Genomic DNA, 26,415 nt, shown 5'->3' with positions numbered 1-26,415 from the left:
GCACCCCCACGCGCCCACCAGCCTCAACGACCGACACACCAAGCGACCGCCCCCACAAAGCGCCCCCGCGAAGGCCCCCCCTTGACCGGCGCGCCAGGCTCTTGCCGCGCCCCGGCGCGGGCCCGCCGCAAGGCCAGGGGCAGGCTCATCGCCGCATCCGGCCCACACCGCGCAGGCGCCAAAGCCGCCGCACCCCGGCCAGCGACGCCAGCGCCCCTGCGGCCGCCACGGCGATGCCCAGCGCCAGCAGAGGCCGGGGCACGGGAGCCTGGGGCCGTTCCGGGACGGCCTCCTGGCCCGTCAGTGCGGCCGCCAGTACTTCCGCCAGGTGCAGCGCAAGCGTCCGGGGAGCGCCTGCTGGAGCTGGGTGCGGCAGCTGAAACCGTCCGCGAGAACCAGCGTCGCATCGTCCGCGTCCCGCACGGCGGGCAGCAGCCCCGCCTCGGCGCAGGCCATGGACACCCCGTAATGCCCCTTCTCGAAACCGAAGTTGCCCGCCAGTCCGCAGCAGCCGACGTCCAGGACGTCGGCGTCGACTCCGGCGCGCCCCAGGACCTCGCGGTCGGCGCCGAAGCCCATGACGGCGTACTGGTGGCAGTGGCGCTGGACCACCGCGTGAGCGGCAAGGCGTGGCGGCTGCCAGTCCCCGGCGCGTTCGACGAGGAGTTCGGCCAGCGTGCGGGTCTGCTCGCGCAGCCGGTTCACGTCGGGGTCCTTGGGCAGGAGTTCGGCCGCGTCCGCGCGGAAGACGGCCGTGCAGCTGGGTTCCAGGCCGACCACGGGGTGCCGCGGCGCAGGTCCTCGCGCAGGACGTCGAGCGTGTGGCCAAGGACCCCCCGGGCGACGTTCAGCTGCCCGGTGGTGATCCAGGTCAGGCCGCAGCAGACCGCGGCCTTGGGCACCTTGACCCGGAACCCGGCGGCTTGAAGGACCTCCACCGCGGCCCTGGCGATGGCCGGGTGGAAGTGGTCGGTGAAGGTGTCGGGCCACACCACGACCTCTCCCCGGTGCCCCGCCCCGCGCGGCCCGCCCCGCTCGCGCCACCAGTGCGTGAAACGCTGTTCGGCGAACAGGGGCAGGTCGCGCTCCGGGGCGACGCCGCCGAGCGCCTTGGCCACGCGGGCCACCCACGGCAGCGACGTCAACGCGTTGAGGCCGCGGGGCGCATGGGCGGCCATCCGCGCGAGCGCGGGCAGCCAGCCCATGGAGTAGTGGGCCAGGGGCCGCGGGCGGCCCTGGCAGTGGTGGTGCAGGAACTCCGCCTTGTAGGTGGCCATGTCCACGTTGACCGGGCAGTCCGTCCTGCAGCCCTTGCAGGCCAGGCACAAATCGAGCGCGTCGTGGACCTCGCCGGAGAGCCAGCCGTCCATGAGGGGCGAGTCGCCGTCGTTGTTGACCATCTCGAACAGCAGCCGGGCCCGGCCCCGGGTGGAGTGCTCCTCCTCCCGGGTGGCCCGGTAGCTGGGGCACATCACGCCGCCCTGGGCGGAGCGGCACTTGCCGACGCCTACGCAGCGGGCGGCGGCCCGGCTGAACTTGCCGCCGTCGTGGGGGAAGGAGAAGACGGTCTCCGGCTGCCAGGGCAGGTGGTCCGCGCCCAGGCGCAGATTCTCATCCAGGCGGTACGGCAGGACAATCTTTCCGGGGTTCATGCGGTTACCGGGATCGAACAGCCCCTTCAGGCGCTCGAAGCCCTCGATCAGCTCCGGCCCGAACATCTTCACCAGCAGTTCACCCCGGGACTGGCCGTCGCCGTGCTCGCCGGACAGCGATCCGCCGTAGGCCACGACCAGGTCCGCGGCCCTCTCCACGAAGGACCGCATCCGGGTGACACCCTCCTCGGACTCCAGATCGAAAGGGATGCGGGTGTGGACACAGCCGTGGCCGAAGTGCCCATAGACGGACGGGTGTCCGTAGTCGAACTCCTCGAACAGCCGCTTGAGGTCGCGAGGTCCGGCCGAAGGGCTCCTTCGGTGGCCAGGCCCGGGTCGTCGTAGGAGTTGATCCCCTTGCGCCACTCCCCCGGCACGCCGCCCTCGTCCCCGCAAGGGCACCAGTCCTCGACTTGCCCCGCGTTGAGAGCGCAAGCATCAGTGAGGTACTCACCCCCTCCCCAGGGCCCATCCCCCGGCGGGCAGGACCGCGGCGGCCGTGAGCAGCCCGCAGCGGCGCGGGAGGAACGGTAGGAGCGCGCCGTGGCAGCGCAACCACGTAGGGGTGCGCGAGCGGCGGTCGCCTGGCCACAGACTGGGGCCTCCCGGCCAACGCCCCTGCACCGCCCCACCTGGAGTCGCAGAGCCAGGGAGTGCAGCGGGCGCGGGCCGGGTCAGCGACGGGCGCCGCGCGAGTAGTCGCCAACACACCGGGCTGGCACCTTGATCTATGTGCCGTCCAGGCCTGGCCGCCCGCCACGGCAGTGCCAACCAGCACCTGCCCGCCGACGGCCATCCCGACAGCGAGGATCACGGTGGCGCCGCCGGATACCGCGCCGCCGGACGCCGCGCCCTGGGTGGAGCCGCCGCCGGAGGGAACGCGAACAGCTGACGCGCCGTCACACCCAGGGGGCAGGGGCGGGAAGCAGCCATCCGCCCCGCGACGGATGACGACCTTCCACTTTCAGCCATCCGGGCGCCCCTCCCAACCCGCTCCACCGCCCCAACTCCCCGCCCCGGGCGAACAGTTCCGGTCAACTCCACCAACAGCCCCGTCCCGGCCGCGCCCCGCGCCCGCACCCGCCCCGCCCCCGGGCACACCCGCCCGACGAGCGCCCCTTCCCCTACCGCCCCGCACCCCGGCCCCCCGCCACGGCACCCCGTGCCACGGGCAGGATCCAGACACCCCTCGACAACAAAAAGAACACTCGTTATGTTGCTGGACGGCGAGACAGCGCCAACCGAGCACAAGTGCAAGCGGTCACTCGCAACCACTCAACGGGGGCTCACCATGCCTGTCACCCAGCACCTCACCCACACACCCGCACACCCCGCCCGCACACCCGCACACCCCACCCTCGCACCCCACCACGTGCACAAACACAACCCCGCCGAAGTCCTCCTCACCGGCTACGACACCCTGCGCCCCGACACCTACACCGTCACCGCCCAGTGGCCGACACACCACCCCTTCTACACCCCCACCCCCCACCTCAACGACCCCCTCCTGTTCATCGAAACCATCCGCCAGTGCTTCCCCCTCCTCGCCCACAACGCCTACCACCTCCCCCACGGCCACCACCTCATCTGGCAATACCTCACCACCGACATCAACCCCCACGCCATGCACCACACCCCCCACCACCCCACCCACCTCACCCTCTACATCACCTGCTCCGACATCCGCCGCCGCCAAAGCGGCCACCTCACCGCCCTCACCCTCCACGCCATCGCCCTGCGCAACGGCACCCACCTCGGCACCGCCCAAACCCGCTTCTCCGCCCACTCCCCCACCATCTACCAGCGCATCCGCGGCAACCACCCCCAACCCCCCACCACACCCCCACCCCCCACCCACCCCACCCACGTAGGCCGACACCACCCCCACGACGTCGTCCTCTCCCCCACCCCCCACCCCCACCACTGGACCCTCCGCAACGACACCACCCACCCCACCCTCTTCGACCACCCCGTCGACCACACCCCCGGCATGCTCCTCCTCGAAGCCGCCCGCCAAGCCACCCACGCCACCCACCACACCCACACCACCAACAGCACTAGCACCAGCCACACCCACAACAGCAACCACACCACCACCAGCAACAGCAACAGCAACAGCAACAGCAGCGGCAGCGGCGACAGCCACCCCAGCACTACCGGAACCGCCACAGCCACCCTCACCCGCACCCCCCACCTCACCACCCCACCCCCACCAGCCCCCTACCCCACCCACATCCACGCCACCTTCCTCCAATTCATCGAATACACCACCCCCACCCACATCACCACCACCACACAACCCACCACCCAAAACAACCCCACACCCAGCACCACACCACACACAGACACAGCCACCACCACCCACATCACCGCCACCCAAAACAACCAAACCGCCTTCACCAGCACCATCACCACCACACCCCACCCCTAGACCATGGGACCAAGCAGACCACAGCAGGACGACCGCCCCTCTGACCACAACGGCAGCCGACCGACAGCACACGCTCCAGAATCCAGACCGGCATTCCGCGGCGCGACGCGCCCGACGAGTACAGGACGTGGGGACAGGTCTACGAACGGCACCGACTGTGGTCAGCCGACGGGATATGTGAGCGTCTACTCCGGCCGGTCCAGGCCGCGGCGGACGCGGCGGGTGAGATCGATGGGGACGCCTCGGTCGACTCGACCATCGTGCGAGCGCATCAGCGCGCGGCCGGCGCCCGCAACGACCCACCGTCGGCTCCCGTCTCAACGGGGGTCGACATCCCAGAACACCAGGACGAAACGCCGTGGCAAAGTCTGCACGCACGCCTGGCGGAGGTGGTGCGGGAGGCGAGGGCCTGGGCCGCTCGCGCGGCGGCTTCACCACCAAGCCGCACCTCAGCGCGGACGGCCGCTGCCGCCCGCTGTCTCTGATCGTCACACCGGGCCAGCGGGCGGACTGCACGCAGTTCAAGCCGGTCCTGGAGAAGATCCGCGTCCCGAAGCTCGGGCCGGGCAGGCCCCGCACCAAGCCCGATAGCGTCGCGGCCGATAAGGCTTACAGCAACGGTCCGTGCCGCGCGCACCTGCGCCGCCCGCGCATTCGGCACACGATCCCGGAGAAGACCGACAGCCGGGCCGCCCGCCTTCGCAAAGGCTCACACGGCGGGCGGCACGGTAGGTTTCGACGAGGAGCGATACGAGAAACGCAACACCGTCGAACGAGCTGTCAATCGGTTGAAGCAGCACAGGGCGGTGGCCACCCGCTACGACAAGCGCCGTTACGTCTACCTCGGCACCGCCACTGCGGCAGCCCTCGCGGTCTGGCTCCGAACATGATCGACAGGCGGGCTAGTCGGCGACGACCCCCGTGTTCTGGCAGGCGGTCAGCAGCCAGCGGCCGTCGGCTTGCTTCGAGATGACGTACAGCGGGGCGCCCTCGCTCTCCTTGCCCGGGGCCAGGTAACGCTGACGGATCTTGACTGCCGCGACGTCGGGGCGGATGAAGAGCACGTGGACCACCTCATAGGTCACCTTGCCGTCCCAGCTTGCCGCGGGGAGGACCTTGCGGGTGAACTCCGAGATCGCATCGAGGCCGATGAGGACCTTGCCGTGGGCCGTCGTCCAGATCGCGTCCGGGTGGAAGAGGCTGAGGAATTCTTCGGGGTCCTTGTTCTGCTGGGAGTGCTCGACGGTCGCGACGAGCTGGTCAATCGCTTCGATGTCTGCCGCGTGGGATGTGGATTCTGTGGTCATGCGGATCATCGTCACACATCAAGCGTGCTTGAGGTCAAGCGTGTGATCACATGGCGATGTGAGGCTGACCAGACATCTGGCGCGGTTCCGGCGCGAGCTGCCCGGGGAATCCGAGCCCAGGACAACGAGCCGGGCACGAGACGCTTACATGATCGGCCAGAGAAGCCCCAGCCCCCACCACCGCGCAAACACCCCATTCGCACTGGCTAACATGAACTCCCCACCGGGCAACCCACAGACCCGATGGCCCACCACCCAGCAGGCCCCCGCGGACAAGCAAGCCCCTCCCCCGAGGGGGCAGGCACGCCCTACTCCGCGCATCCACCAACACACCACCCCAAACTCCCCACCCGTCACCCAAGCCACGCCGAACCCGCCCCGCCGTCACGTCAGGGCCCGTTGCAGTACTGATTACGGCCCAGTTGGCGGCGCCCGGGGCGCCTCGGGGAAAGCGGGGGCCCTCGGGCGGCGGAAGGACGTATTCACAGGCCACACGGCCCGTGCTCGTCGTCGGGGCGTTCCTGGGCGGTAACCAGCCGGTGGACTTGGCTTCAAAGCTTGCGCACAAATTGCACACACACCCCTCTCCAGACGGGCTCCGATGGTCTATGTTGACCGTGCTTCTCCTGCGTGGTCACGAGGCAACGGATAGTGATCTGCGGGTGCGGCGTCACGTAAGGCCAGCATGTGCCGTCTCGGGCGGCTGACGTGGGGGTGATCAGTACTTGGGGCCCGGGCACAGGCCTCAGGCGTGGGGGGACAACCTGGGATTCGACGGGTTCCCGCATGCCTGGAGGAGCCCGCAGGGCGTACGCGTCCGCCGCCTGGGTGGGGTGGTCAAGTAGCGCCGCAACAACCGGGACGCCATCGCGGAGGGCGACGGCTTCCCGAGGGGAGGAACGGTGCGGCGCGGGAGGCTGGGGGCCTCCCGAGGGGTGGACCAGTGCGGGAGGCGGGGGCCTCCCGAGGGGGGGGAGGAACCATGTGGAGCGAACACGCCGAGCCCACTGGCGACCTGAGGGGGGCTGTACAGCCGGGGGAATTAGTCAGCCCGTTCTCATCGGCGCGCGGGCGCCCGGTGAACGGGGCGATCAGCCAGCCCGCGATCGACTGGGAGCAGCGGTACCGGCGTACCGTGATCACCAGCGACACCGTGGCCACAGCCTTCGTCGTGGCGGCGATCGGCAACTTCTTCGGGGCCCGGGACGCGGCCAACTGGCATGAGAAGTGGGGCATCCTCGCCTTCGGCACCGAGCTGCTCGTGCTGGGTGCCCTCGCGGTGAGCCGTTCGTGGGCTCCGGCCGTGCTCGGCCAGGGGGCCGAGGAATTCCGGCGGCTGGGACGCTCGCTGTTCGCGGCGACCGTCGTCCTGGCGCTCGGCGGGATCGCCTTCACCTCGCGCAACATCAAACTCTGGATCTTCGTCGCGATACCGGCGATCGCGATCACCACCATGACGGCGCGCTATCTGCTGCGCCTGTGGCTGCACAAGCAGCGCAAGGAAGGCCGGTGCCTCAGACCGGTGCTCGCCGCCGGGAGCCTGGCCACCGTGCGCGATCTGATCACCCGGGCCCGTAAGTTCCCGCACCTCGGCTGGCGGGTGGAGGCGGTCTGCACGACGGACGGCCTCGGACCCGACGGTGACCACCTGGACGGCGTGCCGGTCGTCGGCCGCCTTGCGGACGTCGCGGGTCACGTACGCCGTGACGGCTACCGCGTCGTCGCGGTCACGCCGGACCCGCACTGGTCTCCCGATCGGCTTCAGCGCCTCGCCTGGAACCTCGAGGGCAGCGATGCCGAGATGGTCGTGGCGCCCGTGCTGATGGAGGTGGCTGGCCCGCGGCTGCACGTCGACGCGGTGCTCGGGATCCCGCTGCTCCGGGTCAGCATGCCGACCTTCACCGGGGGCCGCCGGGCCGTCAAGGAGGTCGTCGACCGGATGGGGGCGGCCCTCCTGTTGCTGCTGTTCGCGCCGCTGATGGTGCTGGTCGCGCTGCTCGTTCTGGTGGACAGCCGGGGTGGGGCGTTCTACCGGCAGCGCCGAGTCGGCAAGGACGGCCGGGAGTTCACCATCTTGAAGTTCCGCACCATGGTCGTCGGCGCCGACGGGGCGCGGGCCGCGCTCGCCGACCGCAACGAGGGCGCGGGGCTGCTGTTCAAGCTCCGCAGGGATCCGCGGGTGACCCGGGTGGGAGCGGTGCTGCGCCGGTACTCGCTCGACGAGCTCCCGCAGCTCTTCAACGTACTCACCGGGTCGATGTCGCTCGTCGGTCCGCGGCCTCCGTTGCCGGAGGAGTCCGCCGCGTACGGCCCTGACATCCGGCGGCGGCTGCTCGTCAAGCCCGGGCTCACCGGCCTGTGGCAGATCAGCGGGCGCAGCGACCTGCCCTGGGAGGAGGCGGTCCGCCTCGACCTGCGGTACGTGGAGGACTGGTCGCTCGCCCTGGACACAGTGATCTTGTGGAAGACCCTGCGGGCGGTGCTCCAGGGGCAGGGAGCCTACTGATGCGGGGAGTTCGTCGTCCGGCCGGTACACGGAAGGCAGGCCGGAAGGGCGTGCCTGGGGGGAGGAACGGGTTGTGAGAGTCAGCGTCCTGGGGCTCGGCTACGTGGGCTGCGTGTCGGCCGCGTGCCTGGCCAGCATGGGGCACGAGGTCATCGGCGTCGACGTGAACCAGGTGAAGGTCGACCTGGTCAACGACGGCAAGGCCCCGGTGGTCGAGGAGCGGATCGGCGAGCTCACCGCCGAGGTCGTGCGGACCGGAGCCTTACGGGCCACGCGCGACGTCCGTGAGGCGATCATGGGAAGTGAGGTGTCGCTGGTCTGCGTGGGTACGCCCTCGGAGCCCAACGGCAGCCTGTGCACCACGTACTTGGAGCGGGTCACCGAGCAGATCGGCGCCGCGCTCGCCGAGCGGGGCGGGCGGCACACCGTCGTGTTCCGCAGCACCATGCTCCCGGGCACCTGCCTGAACCTTTTGGTGCCGATCCTGGAGAAGTACGTCGGCGGCACGGCCGGGGTGGACTTCGGGGTCTCGGTCAACCCGGAGTTCCTGCGCGAGGGCACGAGCGTGCGGGACTTCTTCGACCCGCCCAAGACCGTCGTCGGCCAGCTCGACCCGGCGAGCGGCGACGCGGTGGCCGCGCTGTACGAGGGCCTGCCCGGCGAGGTGTTCCGGGTGCCGGTGCCGACGGCCGAGGCGATCAAGTACGCGGACAACGCGTTCCACGGCCTGAAGATCGGCTTCGCGAACGAGCTGGGCGCGGTGTGCCAGGCGCTCGGGGTGGACTCGCACCAGGTGATCGACGTGTTCCTGGCCGACCGCAAGCTGAACATCAGCCCCGCCTATCTGCGGCCCGGCTTCGCCTTCGGCGGCTCCTGCCTGCCCAAGGACCTGCGGAGCCTGGTGTACGCGGCGCAGCGGGCCGACGTCTCGGTGCCGATCCTGTCCCATGTGCTGCCCTCCAACGCCGACCATCTCCAGCGCGCGGTGGAGCTGGTCGAGCGCACCGGCAAGCGGCGGGTGGGAATGTTCGGGCTCTCCTTCAAGCCCGGCACCGACGACCTCCGCGAGAGTCCGCTCGTCGAGCTGGCGGAGCGGCTCTTCGGCAAGGGGTACGAGCTCAAGATCTACGACGCCAATGTGAGCCTCTCCCGGCTGATCGGGGCGAACCGCGAGTACATCGAGACCCGCCTTCCGCACCTCGCGCAGCTGCTCGCGGACTCCGTCGACGAGGTGCTCGAACACGCCGACGTATGCCTGGTCGGAACCAAGGATCCGGCGGTGCTCTCGGCGCTGCCCCATGGTGACGGACCGGTGATCGTCGATCTCATCCGCCTTCCGGACGCCGAGGAGCGCCGGGCCGAAACGGGGTACTTGGGTCTTGCTTGGTAATACGACCAGCGGCGGCGCGCCTGCCCGGCGCGCGCTGATCCTGGTGGAGAACCTGTCGGTGCCGTTCGACCGGCGGGTGTGGCAAGAATGCACGACGCTGCGCGACGCGGGTTGGGAAGTGCACGTCATCTGTCCCCGGGGGAACAAGCGGGACACGGAACGGGAAGCGGAGATCGACGGGGTGCGGATCCACCGCTACCCGTTGCGCGCGGCCACCGGAGGACCGGCCGGCTATCTGCGGGAGTACGGCTCGGCGTTGTGGCATACGCTCCGGCTCGCCCGCAAGGTCGGCCCGGTCCACGTGGTCCACGCCTGCAATCCGCCCGACCTGCTGTTCCTGCCTGCCCTGTGGCTGAAGCGGCGCGGCTCCCGGTTCGTCTTCGACCAGCACGACCTGGTGCCCGAGCTGTATCTCTCGCGGTTCGGCCGCGGCAAGGACCTGCTCTACCGCGCCGTGTGCGCGCTGGAGCGGTGGACCTACCGGGCCGCGGACATCGTGCTCGCGACGAACGAGAGCTACCGGGACGTCGCGGTGCGCCGCGGCGGACGGCGGCCTGAGGACGTCTTCGTGGTGCGCAGCGCCCCCGCGAGCGACCGGTTCCAACCGGTCGCGCCGGAGCCCGAGTTGAAGCGCGGCAAGCCCCATCTGCTGTGCTATCTCGGCGTCATGGGGCCGCAGGACGGCGTCGACTACGCGCTGCGGGCCCTGGCGAAGCTGCGCGACGAGGTCGGGCGGAGCGACTGGCACGCGGTGTTCGTCGGCGCGGGTGACGCCTTCGACGCGATGGTGGCGCTGTCCCGGCAGCTCGGCCTGTCCGAGCAGGTGCAGTTCACCGGGCGCATACCGGACGCCGACCTGGTGCGCTACCTGTCCACGGCGGACGTCTGCCTCTCCCCCGACCCGCGCAATCCGCTCAACGACGTATCGACCATGAACAAGGTCCTGGAGTACATGGCGATGGGCCGGCCGATCGTCTCGTTCGACCTGAAGGAGGCGAGAGTCTCCGCCGGGGACGCCGCCGTCTACGCGCCCGCCAACGACGAGGCCGCCTTCGCCGAGCTCGTCGCGCTGCTGCTCGACGACCCCGAGCGGCGGGCCCGGATGGGCGAGATCGGCAAGGAGCGGATCAGCGGGGAGCTCTCCTGGCGGAACTCCCAGCGCTCGCTGCTCGCCGCCTACAGAGCTGCCTGTCGTGACCGTGCTCCGGTGCCGGCGGGCGACGCCCGGTCCGGACACGGAAGAGGCCGCACCGTTGAGCGATGACACCATACGCCTGGTCACGATCGGGCGGATCCTCCGCCGTCGCTGGCGGCTCCTGGCCATCCTCACGGTGGTGGGCGCGCTCGTCGGCTACGGCACCTCCCTGCTGTTCCCGCCGCGTTATACGACGTCGACGTCGGTGCTGCTGCCGGGGCAGTGGGAGGAGCGCGAACTGCTGACCCAGGCGGAGATCGCCACCAGTTCGGCGGTGGTCGACCGCACGGCCGCCGCGCTCCGCTGGGACGGCGTCAGCGGCAGCGACCTGCGGGGCGACGTGAGCGCCAAGGCCGCGGACGGGAACATCATCAAGGTCTCCGGTACGGCCGAGACTCCGGAGCGCGCCCAGCAGCTCTCCGACCGGCTGGCCCACCAGTTCGTCGCCTTCGCCGCGCGGATCGCGGGCGACGGCACCGACTCGGGGGCCGCCACCGGGCCCGAGGCGCTGCGGAAGAAGGTGACGGAGACCAACCGCCGCATCACCGAACTGGCCAATGCGGCGGATCCGGGGCAGACCGTGGAGAGCGTGCAGGTCCGCACCGAGCTCGAGAAGTTGCGTACGGCGCTGGCGGAGGCCATGAAGAAGCTCGACGAGGCCGATCCGGCGACCAGCAAGGCGGGCATGGTCGTCATGGGGCCCGCGGCCCGGCCGACCGGCGAGGCGCCGCCCACGAGGATGCAACTGACCGTCGGCGGGGCGCTGTTGGCCTTCGTGTTCTCGGTCATCGGCCATCTCGCCGCGGCCCGGGTGAACCGTCGGCTGCGTACCGAGGCGGAGATCGCCGCGGCGCTCGGCTCGGTGCTCCTCGGCACCGTCGACGTACCGGGTGAGCGGTCCGCGCACCGGCCCAAGGGCCGTGGTCGGCGGGCCTGGGTCCGCTGGTTCCTCGGCGTCGACACCCGGTGGGACCTGCCGACCCCGCAGTCGTCCGGCGACGAGGCCAGCAGACAGGTCCGCTACCGGCGGGTGTGCGCCCGCCTGCGGGATCTCGTACCCGCCCCGCGGCGGCTGCTGGTCGTCGTACCGGACGGTGACGAGGTCGCCCGCCGGGCCGCTGGGCAGCTCGTCGCCGAGGCCAAGAGCGATCCGCTGCGGGTGGTGAGGGTTTCGATGTCCCGGCCGATGGTGCCGGACCGCGACATCGAGTCCGGTGTCCTGGTCGTGCTCAGCGCGGGCACCTGGACCGCGGGGGACCTCGCGGCCGTCGCCGAGGCGAGTGCGGACGCGGGACATGAGGTCGTCGGCATCGTCGTGGCCGGACCGGTCCGGGCGCGTCCGAAGGAGAAGGCCAGCCGGTCCGCGCGGCGCGCCACGCCTGCCATCGCGGTGGGCGACGACATGGGGGGAGGTGCGGTATGAGGGGCAGCAGGACAACGGAGTCGTCGACCGCCGCACCGCTCCTGGATCTGCAGACGCTGGTGGTGGCGGTGCGCAGACGGCGCCGCCTGTGGTCCTCCCTCGCGGTCCTCGGGTTCCTGGCCGGCGCGGCGTTGGCAGTGCTGCGGCCACCGCCTCCCAGCGCGATGACCAAGGTCCTCGTCGCGCACAAGGAGGACCAGCCGAACGACACCGGAACGCTGATCCGTACCGATGTCGAGCTGCTCGGCACCACGCGGATCGCCGCCAAGGCCCTGCAGGAACTCAAGTCCCCGGAGAAGCCTGAGGACTTCATGCGGGACTACCGGGGCTCGGGCCTGACCAACAACCTGCTGCGCATCGATGTGACGGCCGCCAGCGAGGCGGAGGCGGTGGCCCGGGCCAAGGCACTGGCGAACGCGTTCGTCGCGGACCACGTGCGGCGGATGAAGGAGGCCGCGAAGGCGGAGGCCGAGGCCCTGCTGGAGCAGCGTGACCGGATGCGGAAGGAACTCGCCGAGGTCAACAAGGTGATCGGCGGCCGGTCGCCGCAGAGCGGGGAGAAGGCACCGGCGAACATGGAGTCGCTCTTCGCCCGCCGGGCCGAGCTCAGTTCGCGGATCGCCGACTTCGCCCAGCGCGCCGAGGAGGCACGCGTCGGCACGCCCCGGCTCGTCTCCGGCACGCAGATCGTGGACGACCCGCGCGCGGTGGAGCACTCCCTGCCCAAGGCCGCGGGCACGAACGCCGTGATCGGTGCGGTCCTCGGACTCGTCCTCGGGCTCGCGGTGGCCGCGGTCGGCACGGTGGTGGCGGACCGCCCCGTGCTGCGCCGGGAGATCGCCGCGAACCTGGGCGCCTCGGTCATCGCGGAGCTGCGCCGCGCGCGCCGCGGACCGGCCTGGCTGTGGCAGCGCCGACGGACCCGTACGGCACACGAACGGCTCACCACGACCCTGGTGCGCACCGTGCGCGCCGCCGCGGAACCGGTGTCGCTGCTCGAACTGGGCTGTGCGCGCGACACGAGCGTGCTCGCCCTGAACGTGGCCAGAGCCCTGGCGGCGGACGGTCCCGTGGTCGTCGTCGACGGTCTGCCGGGGCCGCAGCTCGCCAACAGCCGCACGGAGTCGGGAGATCCGGAGGTGGTCAGCGGCGAGCGGGCCGCGACCGTGTCGCCCGAGGTGCGCAGGATCGGCGTCGGCTCGGTCGCGCCCGGCACGGCGTGGACCGATCTGCAGTACCTGGGCGGTCAGACCGTGCTCGTCGTGCGGGCCGGGCACGGCAGTGCCGCGTGGCTGCACACGGTGGCGCGGCAACTCTCGGACCAGTGCGTTCCCGTGATCGGTGTGGTGCTGATCGACCCCGATCCGCGGGACAGGACCGACGGCACGCTGTGGGACGGGCCGCACGCCGCGCTGCGGGGCCCTCTCGATCGGCGGGCCCGGCAGAACGGAACGGGTCAGCCGCGCGCGGAGCGGCCGCCCCAGCAGAACGGGACGGGCGGGCCGCGGGCGGAGAGACCGTCGAGGCCGGCCGCGCGGGTCCCGGACAGCGACCAGGAGGCGCGGTAGGACATGTGTGGTATCGCAGGCACGTATCGATGGCCGGACGGGAAGGTCGTGACCGACCGGCTCACCGATGTCCTCACCCATCGCGGTCCGGACGGGGCGGGCAGGTACAGCCATGCCGCCGGTGACGGCGAAGTGCACCTCGGGCACCGCCGCCTGGCCATCATCGACCTGTCGGAGACCGGCGCCCAGCCGATGGTCTCGGGCGGCCTCGCCCTGACGTACAACGGCGAGCTGTACAACGCGCCGGAGCTGCGGGCCGAGTTGGCGGCCGCCGGGGTGCGCTTCCGCGGCACCTCCGACACCGAGGTGGTCCTTGAGGCCTGGCGGCGCTGGGGCACGGACTGTCTGCCCCGGCTTCGCGGCATGTTCGCGTTCGGGATCTTCGACGAGCGCACGGGTGAGCTGGTGCTCGCCCGGGACCAGCTCGGCATCAAGCCGCTGTTCCTGCTGCGGCGCGGCGAGGGCCTGGTGTTCGCCTCCGAGCTCAAGGCGCTCGCCGCCGCCACGGGCGGGTCCCTCGAGGTGGACCACGGGGCGCTGGTGGCCTCGCTCCTCTACTACTGGGTGCCGGACTCGCGGTGCGCGTACCGCGAGGCGGAGAAGCTGCCGCCGGGGAGCTGGCTGCGGTGCCGGGCCGACGGCGGGGTGGAGCGCGGCCGGTACTGGCATCTGAAGGACGTGGCCGCCGAGGGCCGGGAGCGGGCCCTCAGCGGTGAGCGGCCCGACCTGGCCGCCATCGTCGAGGAGTCGACGCGGCGGCACCTGCTCTCCGACGTGCCCGTGGCGACCTTTCTCTCCGGTGGTCTCGACTCCAGCTGGCTGACCGCGCTCGCGGCCCGCCACCGGCCCGGGATCTCCGCCTACACGATCGGGTTCCGCGCCGAGGACGCCAGGTTCGAGGCGATGCCGGACGACCTGCGCTACGCCCGGCAGGTGGCGCGGCGGTTCGGCGTCGATCTGCACGAGATCGAGATCGCTCCGAACGTGCTCGACCTGCTGCCGCGGATGACGTACCACCTGGACGAGCCGATCGGCGACCCGGCCGCGATCAACACGTTCCTGATCTGCTCGGCCGCCCGGGAGGCCGGGGTCAAGGTGATGCTCTCGGGGATGGGGGCCGACGAGCTGTTCGCCGGGTACCGCAAGCACCTGGCCAACCTGATCGCGCTGCGCTACCAGCGGGTCCCGCGGCCGCTGCGGCGCGGGGTGTCCAGGGCCGTGGACCGGCTGCCGGTGGCCACGGCACGGCGGGGGTACCGGTCGGTGCGGTTCGCGAAGCGGTTCCTGTCCTTCGCGGAGCTGCCGGAGGAGACCGCGTTCCGGCGCAGCTACACCATGTACGACCAGGACGAGCTGCTGGCCCTGGTCGATCCGGACCTGGCGGGAACGGTCGACGACGTGCTGACCGAGCACGCGGACGTCTACCGGGACAACGACCTCGACGACTTCGTCAACCGCATGTGCCTGGGCGACGCCCGGATGTTCCTGCCGGGCCTGAACCTCACGTACACGGACCGCTCCAGCATGGCCGCGTCGACCGAGGTGCGGGTGCCGTACGTGGACGTCGAGGTGGTCAGGGCGGCGTTCGCCGTGCCCGGCGAGCGCAAGATCGTCGGGCGGCAGGGCAAGGCCGTGCTCAAGGAGGCGGCCACCTCGATCCTGCCCCGGGAGATCGTCTACCGGCCCAAGGGCCTGTTCAGCGCCCCGCTGAGGGCCTGGATGAGCAGGGACCTGGCGCCGCTGGTGCGCGAGGTGGTGCACGACGGCGAGCTGGTCCGCTCCGGGCTGCTGCGCCGGGACGCGCTGGCGCGCATGGTCGCCGAGGACGCCGCGGGGCAGCGGGACTTCTCCAAGCATCTGTGGCATGTGCTGACCCTCGAGTACTGGTATCGCGACGCGACCTCTGGGTCCGGCCAGAGCACTCGGTTAACGGCTTAGGAATTCAGAGGAGTTCGGGTGAAACAAGTGGTACAGAACTACAAGAGCGGCGAGCTGGCGGTGCTCGACGTGCCGGTGCCGGGGTGCAAGCCGGGTGGGGTGCTCGTGCGCAGCGCCTTCTCGCTGATCTCCACCGGGACCGAGCTCATGAAGGTGTCCGAGGCCGGCATGTCGATGCTCGGCAAGGCCCGTTCCCGGCCCGACCAGGTGGCCAAGGTCATGCAGAGCGTGGCCACCAACGGGGTGCCCGCCACCTACCGCAAGGTGATGGGCAAGCTGGACTCCTACACGCCGCTCGGCTACTCGCTGTGCGGGGTGGTCGAGCAGGTGGGTTCCGGGATCGACGACGTGAAGGTCGGCGACGTCGTGGCCTGCGCGGGCAACGAGCACGCGCTGCACGCCGAGCTGAACTGGGTGCCCAAGAACCTCTACACCCCCGTGCCGGACGGCCTCGCGCCGCGCCATGCCGCCTTCGGCACCGTCGGGTCCATCGCGATGCAGGGGGTGCGCCGCGGCGAGCCGCACCTCGGCGACGTGGCCCTCGTCATCGGGCTCGGTCTGATCGGGCAGCTGGTGGTGCAGCTCCTCGCCGCCTCGGGGGTCCGCGTCGTCGGGGTCGACCCCGACCCGGCGCGCTGCGAGCTCGCCGAGCGTCTGGGCGCCGCGGCCTGCGGGGATCCCGGGGCCGCGGCCGTGGAAGCGGCCGTCGCCGAGCTCACCGACGGGCACGGCGTGGACCAGGTGTACCTGGCCGCCGGTGGCGGCAGCAACCAGCCCGTCGAGCTGGCCGCCCGGCTGTGCCGGGACCGCGGCCGGGTCGTCGACATCGGCAAGTGCCGCCTCGACCTGCCGTGGAACGCGTACTACGAGAAGGAGCTCGACGTCCGGTTCTCCCGCAGTTACGGTCCCGGGCGCTACGACCCGGAGTACGAGCTGGAGGGGCGCGACTATCCGATCGGCTATGTGCGCTGGACCGAGCGCCGCAATCTTGCGTGCTTCCTCGATCTCGTCGCGCGCGGCAGCGTCGACGTGGAGCCCCTGGTCTCCCACGTCGCCGACTTCGACGACGCCGTCGAGACGTACCAGCGGCTGAAGGACGGCGAACTCAAGGCCGTGGCCGTGCTGTTCCGGTACCCCAACGCGCACGCGACGGAGGTGGAGGCACCAGCGGTGGCCGTGCCCGCGGTGCCCGTGCGCCAGGGCCGGGCACGGGCCGCCGGTTCGCCGGTGAAGCTGGCGTTCGTCGGCGCGGGGAACTACGCGACGTCGATGCTCCTTCCGCACCTGACGCGGCGCGAGGGCGTCGAGCTGTCGACCGTCGTCACCACGACGGCGCTGTCGGCGGCCAACGCGCGGCGCAAGTTCGGCTTTGCCGATGCGACGACCGATCTGGACGCCGTGCTCGGCGACAAGTCCATCGACGCGGTGTTCGTGGTCACCCGGCACAGCTCGCACGCCGAACTGACCCGCAAGGCGCTGCACGCGGGCAAGGCGGTGTTCGTGGAGAAGCCCCTGGCCCTCACCGAGGACGAGCTGGCCGGGGTGCTCGCGGCGGTGGAGGAGTCCGGCAACGACCGGCTGCAGGTGGGGTTCAACCGCCGCTTCGCGCCGCTGCTCCAGGAGGCCAAGGAGCGGTTCGGCGCCCGGACCGGCCCGGCGAGCCTGCGCTACCTGGTGAACGCGGGCCGCCTCCAGCACGGCAGCTGGTACCTCAAGGAGGGCACCGAGGGCTCGCGGTTCGCCGGTGAGGGCGGGCACTTCATCGACACGGCGAGCTGGCTCCTGGGAGCCGACCCGGTCTCGGTGTACTCCGTCGCCGCGTCGGGCAACGAGGACCTCCAGGTGGTGCTGCGCTACCCGGACGGGTCCACCGCCACCATCAGCTACGTCACCACCGGTTCGGCCGCCTTCCCCAAGGAGACGCTGGACCTGGTGGCGGACGGCAAGGTGCTGCAGCTCGACGACTTCGTGCGGGCCTCGGTCTACGGGCGCAAGAAGTGGGTCTCCTCGCGGCTGCCCAAGGCCCGGGACAAGGGCCAGAACGCCGAGCTGGCCGCGTTCGTCAAGGCCGTGCGGACCGGCGGGCCGATGCCGGTGCCGCTTCAGTCCCTCGTCGCCACCACGGCGGCCACCCTCGCCGTGCGGGCGGGCCTGGCCGGTGGCGCCCCGGTGACGTTGGCGAGGACGCGATGACGGTGAGCTCGGGGAGCGCGGGCTGGTACCTGCGCCGCCTCTCCCGGATGGGGCCGCGGGAGGTCGGCGGCCGGGCGGGCGACGCGGTGCGCAGGCGGCGGTGGCGGTCGGCACGGCCGCGCTGCCCGCGCGTGACCGGCGCCCGGTTCACCGCGGCACTGCCCGCGGGGACGCTGGCCTCGGTGGCGCCGGACGCCGCGAAGCGTCTGGTCGCCGAGGCCGACCGGCTGCTCGACGGGCACGCCACGTACTTCGGGGTGGACCGCGACGACCTGGTCGACCCGGACTGGTGGTACGACCCGAAGACCGGGCGCCGGGCCCCGTGGGGCTACGCCTTCGACGTGCCGTACCGCGACGAGGAAGCGGCCGGGGACATCAAGCAGATCTGGGAGCCGTCCCGGCATCAGTACCTCACCGTGCTCGCCGCCGCCTACGCGGTCACCGGGGACGAGCGGTACGCCGAGCGCGTGGCCGCGCACCTGCGGTCGTGGTGGGCGGCCAACCCGCCGCTGCGCGGGGTGCACTGGGTGAGCGGCATCGAGCTGGGCATCCGGCTGCTCTCCTGGGTGTGGGTCCGGCGGCTGCTCGACGGCTGGGCCGGCGCGGCCGGGCTCTTCGAGGACAACCCGGTGGCGCAGAACCAGATCTGGCACCACCAGCGCTGGCTCGCCGCCTTTCCCAGCCGGGGTTCCTCGGCGAACAACCACGTCATCGCCGAGGCCGCCGGGCAGTTCGCCGCTGCCTGCGCGTTCGGGTGGTTCCCCACGTCGGCACGGTGGCGGGCCGACGCGCTGCGCTCGCTGGAGCAGCAGCTGCGCGCCAACACCTTCCCCTCCGGCCTCAACCGCGAGCTGGCCACCGAGTACCACGGGCTCGTCCTGGAGCTGGGCCTGGCCGCGGTGGCCGAGGCGGACGCCGCCGACGTGCCGGTGCCCGCGTCGATCCGCCTGGTGCTGCTGCGGATGACCGACGCGCTCGCGGCCGTCGTGGACAACCGGCTGCGGCCGCCGCGCCAGGGGGACGCCGACGACGGACACGGTCTGGTCGTCGACGGCGCGGGCACCCACCGCTGGGGCTCGCTCCTGGCCACCGGGGACGCCGTGTTCGGGCGGCTCGCCTGGTGGCCGGAGGTGACCGGCACCGATGTGCGCACCCCGCTGCTCGCCGCACTCATCCGGCCGTACCCGGGCACGGGAACCGCGCGCCCGGCGAGCCGCCCCGCCCACTTCGCCGACGCGGGCATGACCATCCTGCGCGGCCCGGAGGAGATCTGGTGCCGCTGCGACGGCGGTCCGCACGGCTTCCTGTCCATCGCCGCGCACGCCCACGCGGACGCCCTGTCCGTGGAGGTCCGGCACGACGGGGTCGACGTGCTCGCCGACCCGGGGACGTACTGCTACCACGGGGAGCCCGCGTGGCGGCGGTACTTCCGCTCGACCCTCGGCCACAACACCCTGGAGCTGGACGGCACTGACCAGTCCGTCTCCGGCGGCCCGTTCCTGTGGACCCGGCACGCCCGCACGCGCGTGCTGGCCACGGACCCGTCCGACGAGGCCGTGGCGCGCTGGTGCGCCGAGCACGACGGGTACGAGGGCTCCGTGCACCGCCGCCGGGTGGAGCTGTCGGCCGCGAGCCAGGAGCTGACGGTGGTCGACGAGGTGCGCGGACCGCGCCGGGCCGTGCGCCTGGCGTTCCACCTCGGTCCGGCGATCGCCGCCGACCTGGTGGGGAACTGGGCGCTGCTGACCTGGACGCGGGACGGCGAGGAGCGCTCCGCGGTGCTCGACCTGCCCGGGGAGCTGTCCTGGCGGGCGCACCGCGGCGAGAGCGAGCCGCCGCTCGGCTGGTACTCCCCCGGCTTCGGGCGCAAGGAGCCCGCCACCACGCTGGTCGGCACCGGATTCACCGACGGCGCGGAGGGGTTCACCACCGTGCTCAGGTTCCGCGGCTAGGGGGCATGTGGTGATCAAGAGGCGGCCCTTGGCGTCGGCGGCGGCAGCGCTGGCGCTGGCCCTGCTCGCGACGACCGGCTGCGACAGCGACAGTGGCAGCGACAGCACGTCCGGCTCGCGGGCGAAGGCGTCCGCCGCGAAGCCGTCCACGCCCGTCGCCCGGGTGTGCGCCAAGCCCGCGGCCGGGCCGACGAAGGCTCCCGCGGGCGCGGTGACGGTCGACCCGGCGGTGGTCGGTGACCTGGCGGCGAAGACGAAGAGCAACCCGCCGCACACGACGTTCTGGCTGCGCCCGGGCAGGCACCGCCTTGAGCGGGACCGCTACGCCCAGGTCATGGCCAAGAAGGGCAACCGCTACCTCGGCGCGCCGGGCGCGGTGCTCGACGGACGGAAGGTCAACCAGTACGCGTTCAGCGGTACGGCCCGCGACGTCACCATCCGCCATCTGACCGTGGAGCACTTCGTCGCGCCCAACAACGAGGGCGTGGTCAACCACGACATGGCCGACGGGTGGGTCATCGAGCACGCGAGGATCCAGTACAACTCCGGTGCCGGGCTGATGGCCGGTGCCCGCCAGCGGGTCCGCGCCAGCTGTCTGCGCGGCAACGGGCAGTACGGGATGAACGCGTACAAGACCGGTGACTCCATCAAGGGCCTGGTGGTCGAGGGCAACGAGGTGGTGGGCAACAACACCGACGACTGGGAGCGGCGCAAGCCCGGCTGCGGCTGCACCGGAGGCATCAAGTTCTGGGCCGTCAACGGCGCCGACGTCCGCGGCAATTGGGTGCACGACAACCGCGGCGCCGGGTTGTGGGCGGACAACAACAACAACGACTTCCGCATCGAGAACAACGTCCTCGAAGCCAACGACGGTGCCGCGCTGATGTACGAGACCAGCTATAACGCGGTCATCCGGAACAACACGATCCGGCGCAACAACTGGGTCGAGGGCCGTAAGTACGCCGAGCGCGACGACGACTTCCCGTATGCCACGATCTATGTGTCGGAGGCCGGTGGCGAGCCGCGGATCAGGGCCCGCACGAACAAGATAGAGATCTACCGGAACGTCCTGGAGGACAACTGGTCCGGGATCACCCTGTGGGAGAACGCCGACCGGTTCTGCAACAGCCCGGCCAACACCTCGACCGGCTACTGCACCTTGCTGGTGAAGGACACCAAGCGCTGCGCGAAGCCGGGGATCGCCACCGCGCCGCTGTACGCCGACTGCCGGTGGAAGACCCAGCGGGTGGACATCCACGACAACCGCTTCGTCCTGGACACCTCCGTCGTCAAGTGCACGGAGGAGTGCGGCCGCATGGCGGTCCTCGCCAACTACGGCACGTATCCGAAGTGGTCGCCGTACAAGGGCAAGCGGGTCGCCGACGCGATCACCCACAAGCAGCGCAACCGCTGGCACGACAACGTCTACCGCGGGCCGTGGAGCTTCGTGGCGGGCGATCCGAGCCGGAAGCTGGAGCCGGGGCAGTGGCAGAGCGCGCCGTACCAGCAGGACACCGGCAGCACCTTCGACGCCCAGGCCGGTGGTTGAGATGGGCGGGGACCTGATGCGCGGCGGGCCGGACGCGCGGCCCGAGGGGGAACAGCGCCCTGAGGCGACGCCGAAGGCCGTCGGGATCGTCTGGGCGCTGCTCGGACTCAACACGCTCGGCTCCGCCGGGGCGAAGACCATCCTGCCGCTGCCCCGCTCCCTCATCCAGATGGCCACCATGGGCGCGCTGGTCTCCGCCTTCGCGCTGGCGCTCGCGCTCAACCTCCGGCTGCGCATCCGGCCGAGCGCCTTCGTGTTCCTGCTCACCCTGCTCCTCGTGCCGAGCGTGATCTCCAGCGCGGATCTGGAGGGCGGGTTCGGCGCGCTGTTCCGCTGCTTCCGGTTCGCGCTCTTCGTCGGCACGCTGTGGCTGCTCAGCCGCTGGTGGGACGGCGGCATGACGTTCGTCCGCCATCACATCCGGATGTACTTCGCGGTGCTCGTCCTGGTGGCCGCGGGCCTGGTCGTCGCCCCGGGCACGGCGAGGCCGGAGTACTACGGCGGGCGCCTCGTCGGCGCGTTGTGGCCGCTCACCCCGCCGCAGATCGGGCAGTACGCCGCAGTGATCATCGGGCTCACCGTGCTGCTCACCCTCGGCCGTCTGACGACCGGGGCCAGCGCGGCGATGATCATCGTGCCGTCGCTCGTCCTGCTCGCGCTGACCCACACCCGCACGGCCACGCTCGGTCTGATCGTCGGGTTGGTGCTCGCGATCGGCTCGCTCGTCCTGACCAGTGCCGCCGCCCGCCGGTTCTTCGCCTGGACGGTGGTGTGCGCGACGGTGGCCACGGTGGCGTTGAGCTCCGCGCTGCAGGCGTGGTTCATGCGCGGGCAGAGCAAGGAGGGCCTCTCCAACCTCACCGGGCGGGCCAAGGTCTGGGACGCCCTGCTCGCCGCGCCCCGGACGACCGGGGAGAAGGTGTTCGGCACGGGCCTGGGCGACAAGTCCTTCGGCGGCCTCCCGATCGACAACAGCTGGCTGGCCGTCTACCACGAGCAGGGCCTGATCGGCATCACTTTGGTGGCGGCGTTCATCGGCGTCCTCGGCGGGGTCGCGCTGCTGCGGCCGCCGTCGGTGCCGAGGGCCTGCGCGATCTTCCTGATCAGCTACTGCGCGATGTCCTCGTACACCGAGGCCGGACTCGGTGACGCCTCGCCGTATCTGCTGCATCTGGCCCTGGCCGCCTCGCTGTTGGTGCCGGGCGCCGCTGCGCCGCCCCTCGCGACGGCCGAGGTTCCCGGTCCGAGGGCCGAAGTCCCTCGACGACGCATCCCGCGATGGGCCCGGAGGTAAGGGTGAGCATGCACGTCCTTGTAGTACACAACCGTTACTCGTCGGCGCAGCCGAGCGGCGAGAACAGGGTCGTCGACGAGGAGGTGGGGCTGCTGCGCGCGGCCGGTCACCGGGTCGACGTGTTCGAGCGGCGCAGCGACACCATCGCCGACCGGTCCCTGCTCGCCAAGGCCGCGGTGCCGCTGCTCGTGCCCTGGAACCCGAAGGTCCGCTCGGAGCTCGGCGCCCGGCTCCGCGCCTCGCGCCCCGACGTGGTGCACGTCCACAACGTCTTTCCGCTCCTGTCGCCCGCGGTCCTCGCCGCCTGCGCCGACGCCGGTGTGCCGACCGTCGCCACCCTGCACAACTACACCCAGGTCTGCCCGCCCGGCACGCTCCAGCGAGACGGCCGGGTGTGCACCGAGTGCGCCGGGACGAGGATGGCGCTGCCCGCCGTCCGGCACGGCTGCTACCGCGACTCGCGGCTCGCGACGGTGCCGCTCGCGGTCAGCCTGTCGGTCAACCGGCGGCGCTGGTGGTCCGGCGTGGAGCGGTTCTTCTGCATCTCCGCGGCGCAGCGCGACGTCTTGGTGCGCACCGGCATGCCGCCGGAGCGCCTCGCGGTGAAGCACAACTTCGTGCCCGACCCGGGCGGCTGCCGCACGGGCGACGGGGAGCACGTGCTCTTCCTCGGGCGGCTCGCGGAGGCCAAGGGCGTGCGGCTGCTCATGTCCGCGTGGGACGAGGTCGCGGCGCGCGGCGGTGTGGGTGTGCCGCTCGTGCTCGCGGGCTCGGGGCCGCTGGAGCCGGAGGTGACCGCCTGGGCGTCGGGCCGTGACGACGTGCGCTACGTCGGCCTGTACGACCCACAGGAGTGCCGGGAGGCCGTCGCGCGGTCGGTCGCCGTGGTGGCGCCCTCGATGTCCATGGAGACGTTCGGCCTGGTGGTCGCGGAGGCGATGGCGGCGGGCGTCCCGGCCGTCGCCGCCGGTCACGGCGCCTTCGTCGAACTCGTCGAGGACGGGGTGACCGGCCTCCTTCACCGGCCGGGCGAGGCCGCCTCGCTCGCGGAGAGCATCCGCCGGGTCGCGGCCGACGCGGGCCGCAACCACGAGATGGGCCAGGCGGCCCGGCGCCGTTACGAGAAGGACTTCAGTCCTGCCGTCGGCCTGGAGCGCCTGGTGGAGGGGTACCGCGCCGCGATCGCGGGGCGGTCGGGCGGCGGCGACAGCGCGCCGCCGTCAGGAAACACGAGCACTGGCTCGCGGCGGGGCATCCGCGCGAGCAGGGATGGGGGCAGTAGATGACACGATGCCGACTCTGCGGCTCGGCGGCGCTGGCCAGCGTCGTCGATCTGGGGGCGACCCCGCCGTGCGAGAGCTTCCTCGCCGCGGACCAGCTGGACGAGCCGGAGCCCGCGTACCCGCTGCACCTGCGGGTCTGCACCGACTGCTGGCTCGCGCAGATCCCCGCGCTGATCACGCCGGAGGAGACGTTCAAGGAGTACGCGTACTTCTCCTCCTTCTCGACCTCCTGGGTGGAGCACGCGCGCGCGTTCGTCGCCGATGCCGTGCGGCGGGTGGGGCTCGACGCCGAAGGCTCCGACGCCTTCGTGGTCGAGGTGGCGAGCAACGACGGGTACCTGCTGAAGCACGTGGTGGACCGGGGGATCCGCTGCCTCGGCATCGAGCCGTCGGTGAACGTCGGCGCCACGGCGCGGGACGCGGGCGTGCCCACGCTCACGGAGTTCCTGTCCCCCGAGACCGGCGCGGCCGTGCGCGCCGAGCACGGCCCGGCGGACCTGGTCGTGGCCAACAACGTGTACGCGCACATCCCCGACGTGGTCGGGTTCACGCAGGGGCTGCGCGCCCTGGTCGCCGACGACGGCTGGGTCTCCATCGAGGTGCAGCACCTGCTGACCCTGATCGAGGAGAACCAGTACGACACGATCTACCACGAGCACTTCCAGTACTACACGGTGGCGTCCGCGATCAGGGCCCTCGCCAGCGGCGGACTCGCGCTCGTGGACGTGGAGCTGCTGCCCACGCACGGCGGCTCCATCCGGCTGTGGGCCCGGCCGACGGAGGTGGCCGGTGAGCCGTCCCGCCAGGTGTCCGACGTGCTGGCCCGGGAGAAGGCCGCCGGGCTCCAGGAGCTGTCCGGGTACACCGAGTTCGGCGCGCGGGTGGCCAAGGTGCGCCGGGACCTGCTCAGGTTCCTCATCGAGGCGGCCGAGCGCGGCGAGACGGTGGTCGGCTACGGCGCCCCGGGCAAGGGCAACACGCTCCTGAACCACTGCGGCATCCGGCCCGACCTGCTCGCGTACACGGTCGACCGCAACCCCTACAAGCACGGCAGGTTCACCCCCGGCACCCGCGTCCCGATCCTGTCGCCCGAGCGGATCGCCGCCGACAAGCCGGACTACGTCCTCGTCCTGCCGTGGAACCTGCGGGCCGAGCTGGTCGAGCAGCTGTCCTACGTGCACGACTGGGGCGGCCGCCTGGTCTTCCCCATCCCGGAACTGAGCATCGTCGAGGCCACGTCGTCGAAAGAGGGCACAGCATGAAGGTCGTACTGTTCTGCGGCGGTTACGGGATGCGGATGCGCAGCGGCGCCTCCGACGACGTGCCCAAGCCGATGGCGATGGTCGGCCCGAGACCGCTGATCTGGCACGTCATGCGCTACTACGCGCACTTCGGGCACACGGAGTTCATCCTGTGCCTGGGGTATGGGGCGCAGCACATCAAGGACTTCTTCCTCACCTACGAGGAGACGGCGTCCAACGACTTCGTGCTGCGGGGCGGGAAGACCGAGCTGCTCTCCACGGACATATCCGACTGGACGATCACGTTCGCGCAGACCGGCGTCGAGTCGCCGATCGGGGAGCGCCTGCGCCGGGTGCGCCACCACCTGGACGGCGACGAGATGTTCCTCGCCAACTACGCGGACGTGCTCACCGACGCTCCCCTGCCGCAGATGATCGACTCCTTCGCCCGGCGCGACGCCGGTGCGTCGATGATGGTGGTGCCGCCGCAGTCCTCGTTCCACTGCGTGGAACTGGGCGAGAACGGCATGGTCGGGGGCATCACGGCGGTGAGCGACATGCCGCTGTGGGAGAACGGCGGCTACTTCGTGCTGCGCCAGGAGGTCTTCGACCACATCCCCGAGAACGGGGACCTGGTCGCCGACGGCTGCGCCCAACTGGCCAAGCAGGGCAGGCTCGTGGCGCACCAGCACCGCGGCTTCTGGAAGCCGACCGACACCGTGAAGGAGCGGGCCGCGCTGGACGCCGCCTACGCCCGGGGCGACCGGCCGTGGGCCGTGTGGGAGCGGGACAGCTCAGGGGCCGTCACGCTCGGCGGCGGGGTCGGCGCCGAAGCGAGGACCGCGTGATCCGGCTCGGCGCCGGGCGCCTGGACCGGATCGCGGCGGTGGGCGCGCACTGCGACGACATCGCCATCGGCGCGGGCGGCACCCTCCTGACCCTGTGCCTCGCGCGGCCGGGCCTGCGCGTCGACGCCCTGGTGCTCTCCGGCGGCGGCAGCGAGCGCGAGCAGGAGGAGCGGGCCGCGCTCGCCGCCTTCTGCCCGGGCGCCGACCTGCGCCTGACCGTGCTCAAGCTGCCGGACGGCCGGATGCCCGTGCACTGGGAGGAGGCCAAGGCCGCGGTCGAGGAGCTGCGCGGGCAGACCGACCCGGACCTGGTCCTGGCCCCGCGCACCGACGACGCGCACCAGGACCACCGGGGCCTGGCGCAGTTGATGCCCACCGCGTTCCGCGACCACCTGGTCCTCGGCTACGAGATCGTCAAGTGGGACGGCGACCTCGGCCGCCCGGCGGCGTACCAGCCGCTGACGACGGAGGTCGCCGAGCGGAAGGTGCGGCTGCTCCAGGACCACTACCCCTCGCAGCGGCACCGGCCCTGGTACGACCGCGAGGCCTTCCTCGGCCTCGCACGGATCCGCGGCATCGAATGCCACGCGCGCTACGCCGAGGCGTTCGCCGTCACCAAACTCACTCTGAACCTGGGGAACTGAA

General features: G+C 71.7%; 16 protein-coding genes and 2 pseudogenes. 16 read left to right on the top strand and 2 right to left on the bottom strand.

The window, feature by feature from the left end:
- Positions 1-145: 145 nt before the first annotated feature.
- Positions 146-1,949: pseudogene (locus ACIG3E_RS22795) on the bottom strand (FAD-binding and (Fe-S)-binding domain-containing protein); the annotation flags it as partial.
- Between the two features lie 994 nt (positions 1,950-2,943).
- Between ACIG3E_RS22795 and ACIG3E_RS22790 the strand changes: the two are divergent.
- Positions 2,944-4,083 carry a ScbA/BarX family gamma-butyrolactone biosynthesis protein gene (locus ACIG3E_RS22790; RefSeq protein WP_399619323.1) on the top strand — a complete coding sequence of 380 codons (1,140 nt, stop codon included), beginning with the start codon at positions 2,944-2,946 and terminating at the stop codon, positions 4,081-4,083.
- Between the two features lie 358 nt (positions 4,084-4,441).
- A complete protein-coding gene (locus ACIG3E_RS22785; protein ID WP_399619320.1) occupies positions 4,442-5,056 on the top strand; it encodes a transposase in 615 nt (204 codons plus the stop codon).
- Here ACIG3E_RS22785 and ACIG3E_RS22780 read toward each other — a convergent pair.
- Positions 4,986-5,399: an SgcJ/EcaC family oxidoreductase gene (locus ACIG3E_RS22780; protein WP_399619850.1), complete on the bottom strand. Its 414-nt coding sequence runs from the start codon at positions 5,397-5,399 to the stop codon at positions 4,986-4,988. The two genes, ACIG3E_RS22785 and ACIG3E_RS22780, sit on opposite strands and share 71 nt — an antisense overlap.
- Before the next feature lie 973 nt (positions 5,400-6,372).
- Here ACIG3E_RS22780 and ACIG3E_RS22775 point away from each other — a divergent pair.
- From ACIG3E_RS22775 to ACIG3E_RS22710, 14 genes and pseudogenes are all read left to right on the top strand, one after another.
- Positions 6,373-7,896, top strand: a complete 1,524-nt coding sequence (locus tag ACIG3E_RS22775) for a sugar transferase (RefSeq protein WP_399619317.1) — start codon at positions 6,373-6,375, stop codon at positions 7,894-7,896.
- 73 nt (positions 7,897-7,969) lie between these two features.
- A complete protein-coding gene (locus tag ACIG3E_RS22770; protein WP_399619314.1) occupies positions 7,970-9,286 on the top strand; it encodes a nucleotide sugar dehydrogenase in 1,317 nt (438 codons plus the stop codon).
- Positions 9,276-10,543 (top strand): annotated as a pseudogene (locus tag ACIG3E_RS22765) (glycosyltransferase family 4 protein). Before ACIG3E_RS22770 ends, ACIG3E_RS22765 begins: the two are co-directional and overlap by 11 nt.
- Positions 10,540-11,904: a Wzz/FepE/Etk N-terminal domain-containing protein gene (locus ACIG3E_RS22760; RefSeq protein WP_399619311.1), complete on the top strand. Its 1,365-nt coding sequence runs from the start codon at positions 10,540-10,542 to the stop codon at positions 11,902-11,904. Before ACIG3E_RS22765 ends, ACIG3E_RS22760 begins: the two are co-directional and overlap by 4 nt.
- Positions 11,901-13,472 carry a Wzz/FepE/Etk N-terminal domain-containing protein gene (locus ACIG3E_RS22755; RefSeq protein WP_399619308.1) on the top strand — a complete coding sequence of 524 codons (1,572 nt, stop codon included), beginning with the start codon at positions 11,901-11,903 and terminating at the stop codon, positions 13,470-13,472. Before ACIG3E_RS22760 ends, ACIG3E_RS22755 begins: the two co-directional genes overlap by 4 nt.
- A gap of 3 nt (positions 13,473-13,475) precedes the next feature.
- Positions 13,476-15,410 carry an asparagine synthase (glutamine-hydrolyzing) gene (gene asnB, locus ACIG3E_RS22750; protein ID WP_399619306.1) on the top strand — a complete coding sequence of 645 codons (1,935 nt, stop codon included), beginning with the start codon at positions 13,476-13,478 and terminating at the stop codon, positions 15,408-15,410.
- Positions 15,411-15,428: 18 nt separating this feature from the next.
- Entirely contained in the window at positions 15,429-17,603 is a 2,175-nt protein-coding gene (locus ACIG3E_RS22745) for a bi-domain-containing oxidoreductase (protein ID WP_399619303.1), read from the top strand.
- Positions 17,600-19,555, top strand: coding sequence for an alginate lyase family protein (locus ACIG3E_RS22740; protein ID WP_399619301.1), 1,956 nt, complete (start codon positions 17,600-17,602; stop codon positions 19,553-19,555). Before ACIG3E_RS22745 ends, ACIG3E_RS22740 begins: the two co-directional genes overlap by 4 nt.
- Before the next feature lie 7 nt (positions 19,556-19,562).
- Positions 19,563-21,104, top strand: coding sequence for a right-handed parallel beta-helix repeat-containing protein (locus ACIG3E_RS22735; protein WP_399619299.1), 1,542 nt, complete (start codon positions 19,563-19,565; stop codon positions 21,102-21,104).
- Position 21,105: 1 nt separating this feature from the next.
- Entirely contained in the window at positions 21,106-22,398 is a 1,293-nt protein-coding gene (locus ACIG3E_RS22730) for an O-antigen ligase domain-containing protein (RefSeq protein ID WP_399619296.1), read from the top strand.
- 8 nt (positions 22,399-22,406) lie between these two features.
- Entirely contained in the window at positions 22,407-23,684 is a 1,278-nt protein-coding gene (locus tag ACIG3E_RS22725) for a glycosyltransferase (RefSeq protein ID WP_399619294.1), read from the top strand.
- Positions 23,681-24,943 (top strand): class I SAM-dependent methyltransferase, encoded by a 1,263-nt coding sequence (locus ACIG3E_RS22720; RefSeq protein ID WP_399619291.1) that lies wholly within the window; start codon positions 23,681-23,683, stop codon positions 24,941-24,943. The genes ACIG3E_RS22725 and ACIG3E_RS22720 overlap by 4 nt, the downstream gene beginning before the upstream one ends.
- Complete coding sequence (locus ACIG3E_RS22715) at positions 24,940-25,770, top strand: glucose-1-phosphate cytidylyltransferase (protein ID WP_399619288.1); 831 nt, start codon at positions 24,940-24,942, stop codon at positions 25,768-25,770. The genes ACIG3E_RS22720 and ACIG3E_RS22715 overlap by 4 nt, the downstream gene beginning before the upstream one ends.
- Positions 25,767-26,414 carry a PIG-L deacetylase family protein gene (locus ACIG3E_RS22710; protein ID WP_399619285.1) on the top strand — a complete coding sequence of 216 codons (648 nt, stop codon included), beginning with the start codon at positions 25,767-25,769 and terminating at the stop codon, positions 26,412-26,414. Before ACIG3E_RS22715 ends, ACIG3E_RS22710 begins: the two co-directional genes overlap by 4 nt.
- Position 26,415: the final 1 nt, after the last annotated feature.

Source organism: Streptomyces sp. NPDC053474 (assembly GCF_044544845.1).
Lineage (GTDB): Bacteria > Actinomycetota > Actinomycetes > Streptomycetales > Streptomycetaceae > Streptomyces.
This window is presented reverse-complemented; position numbering and strand designations above follow the sequence as displayed.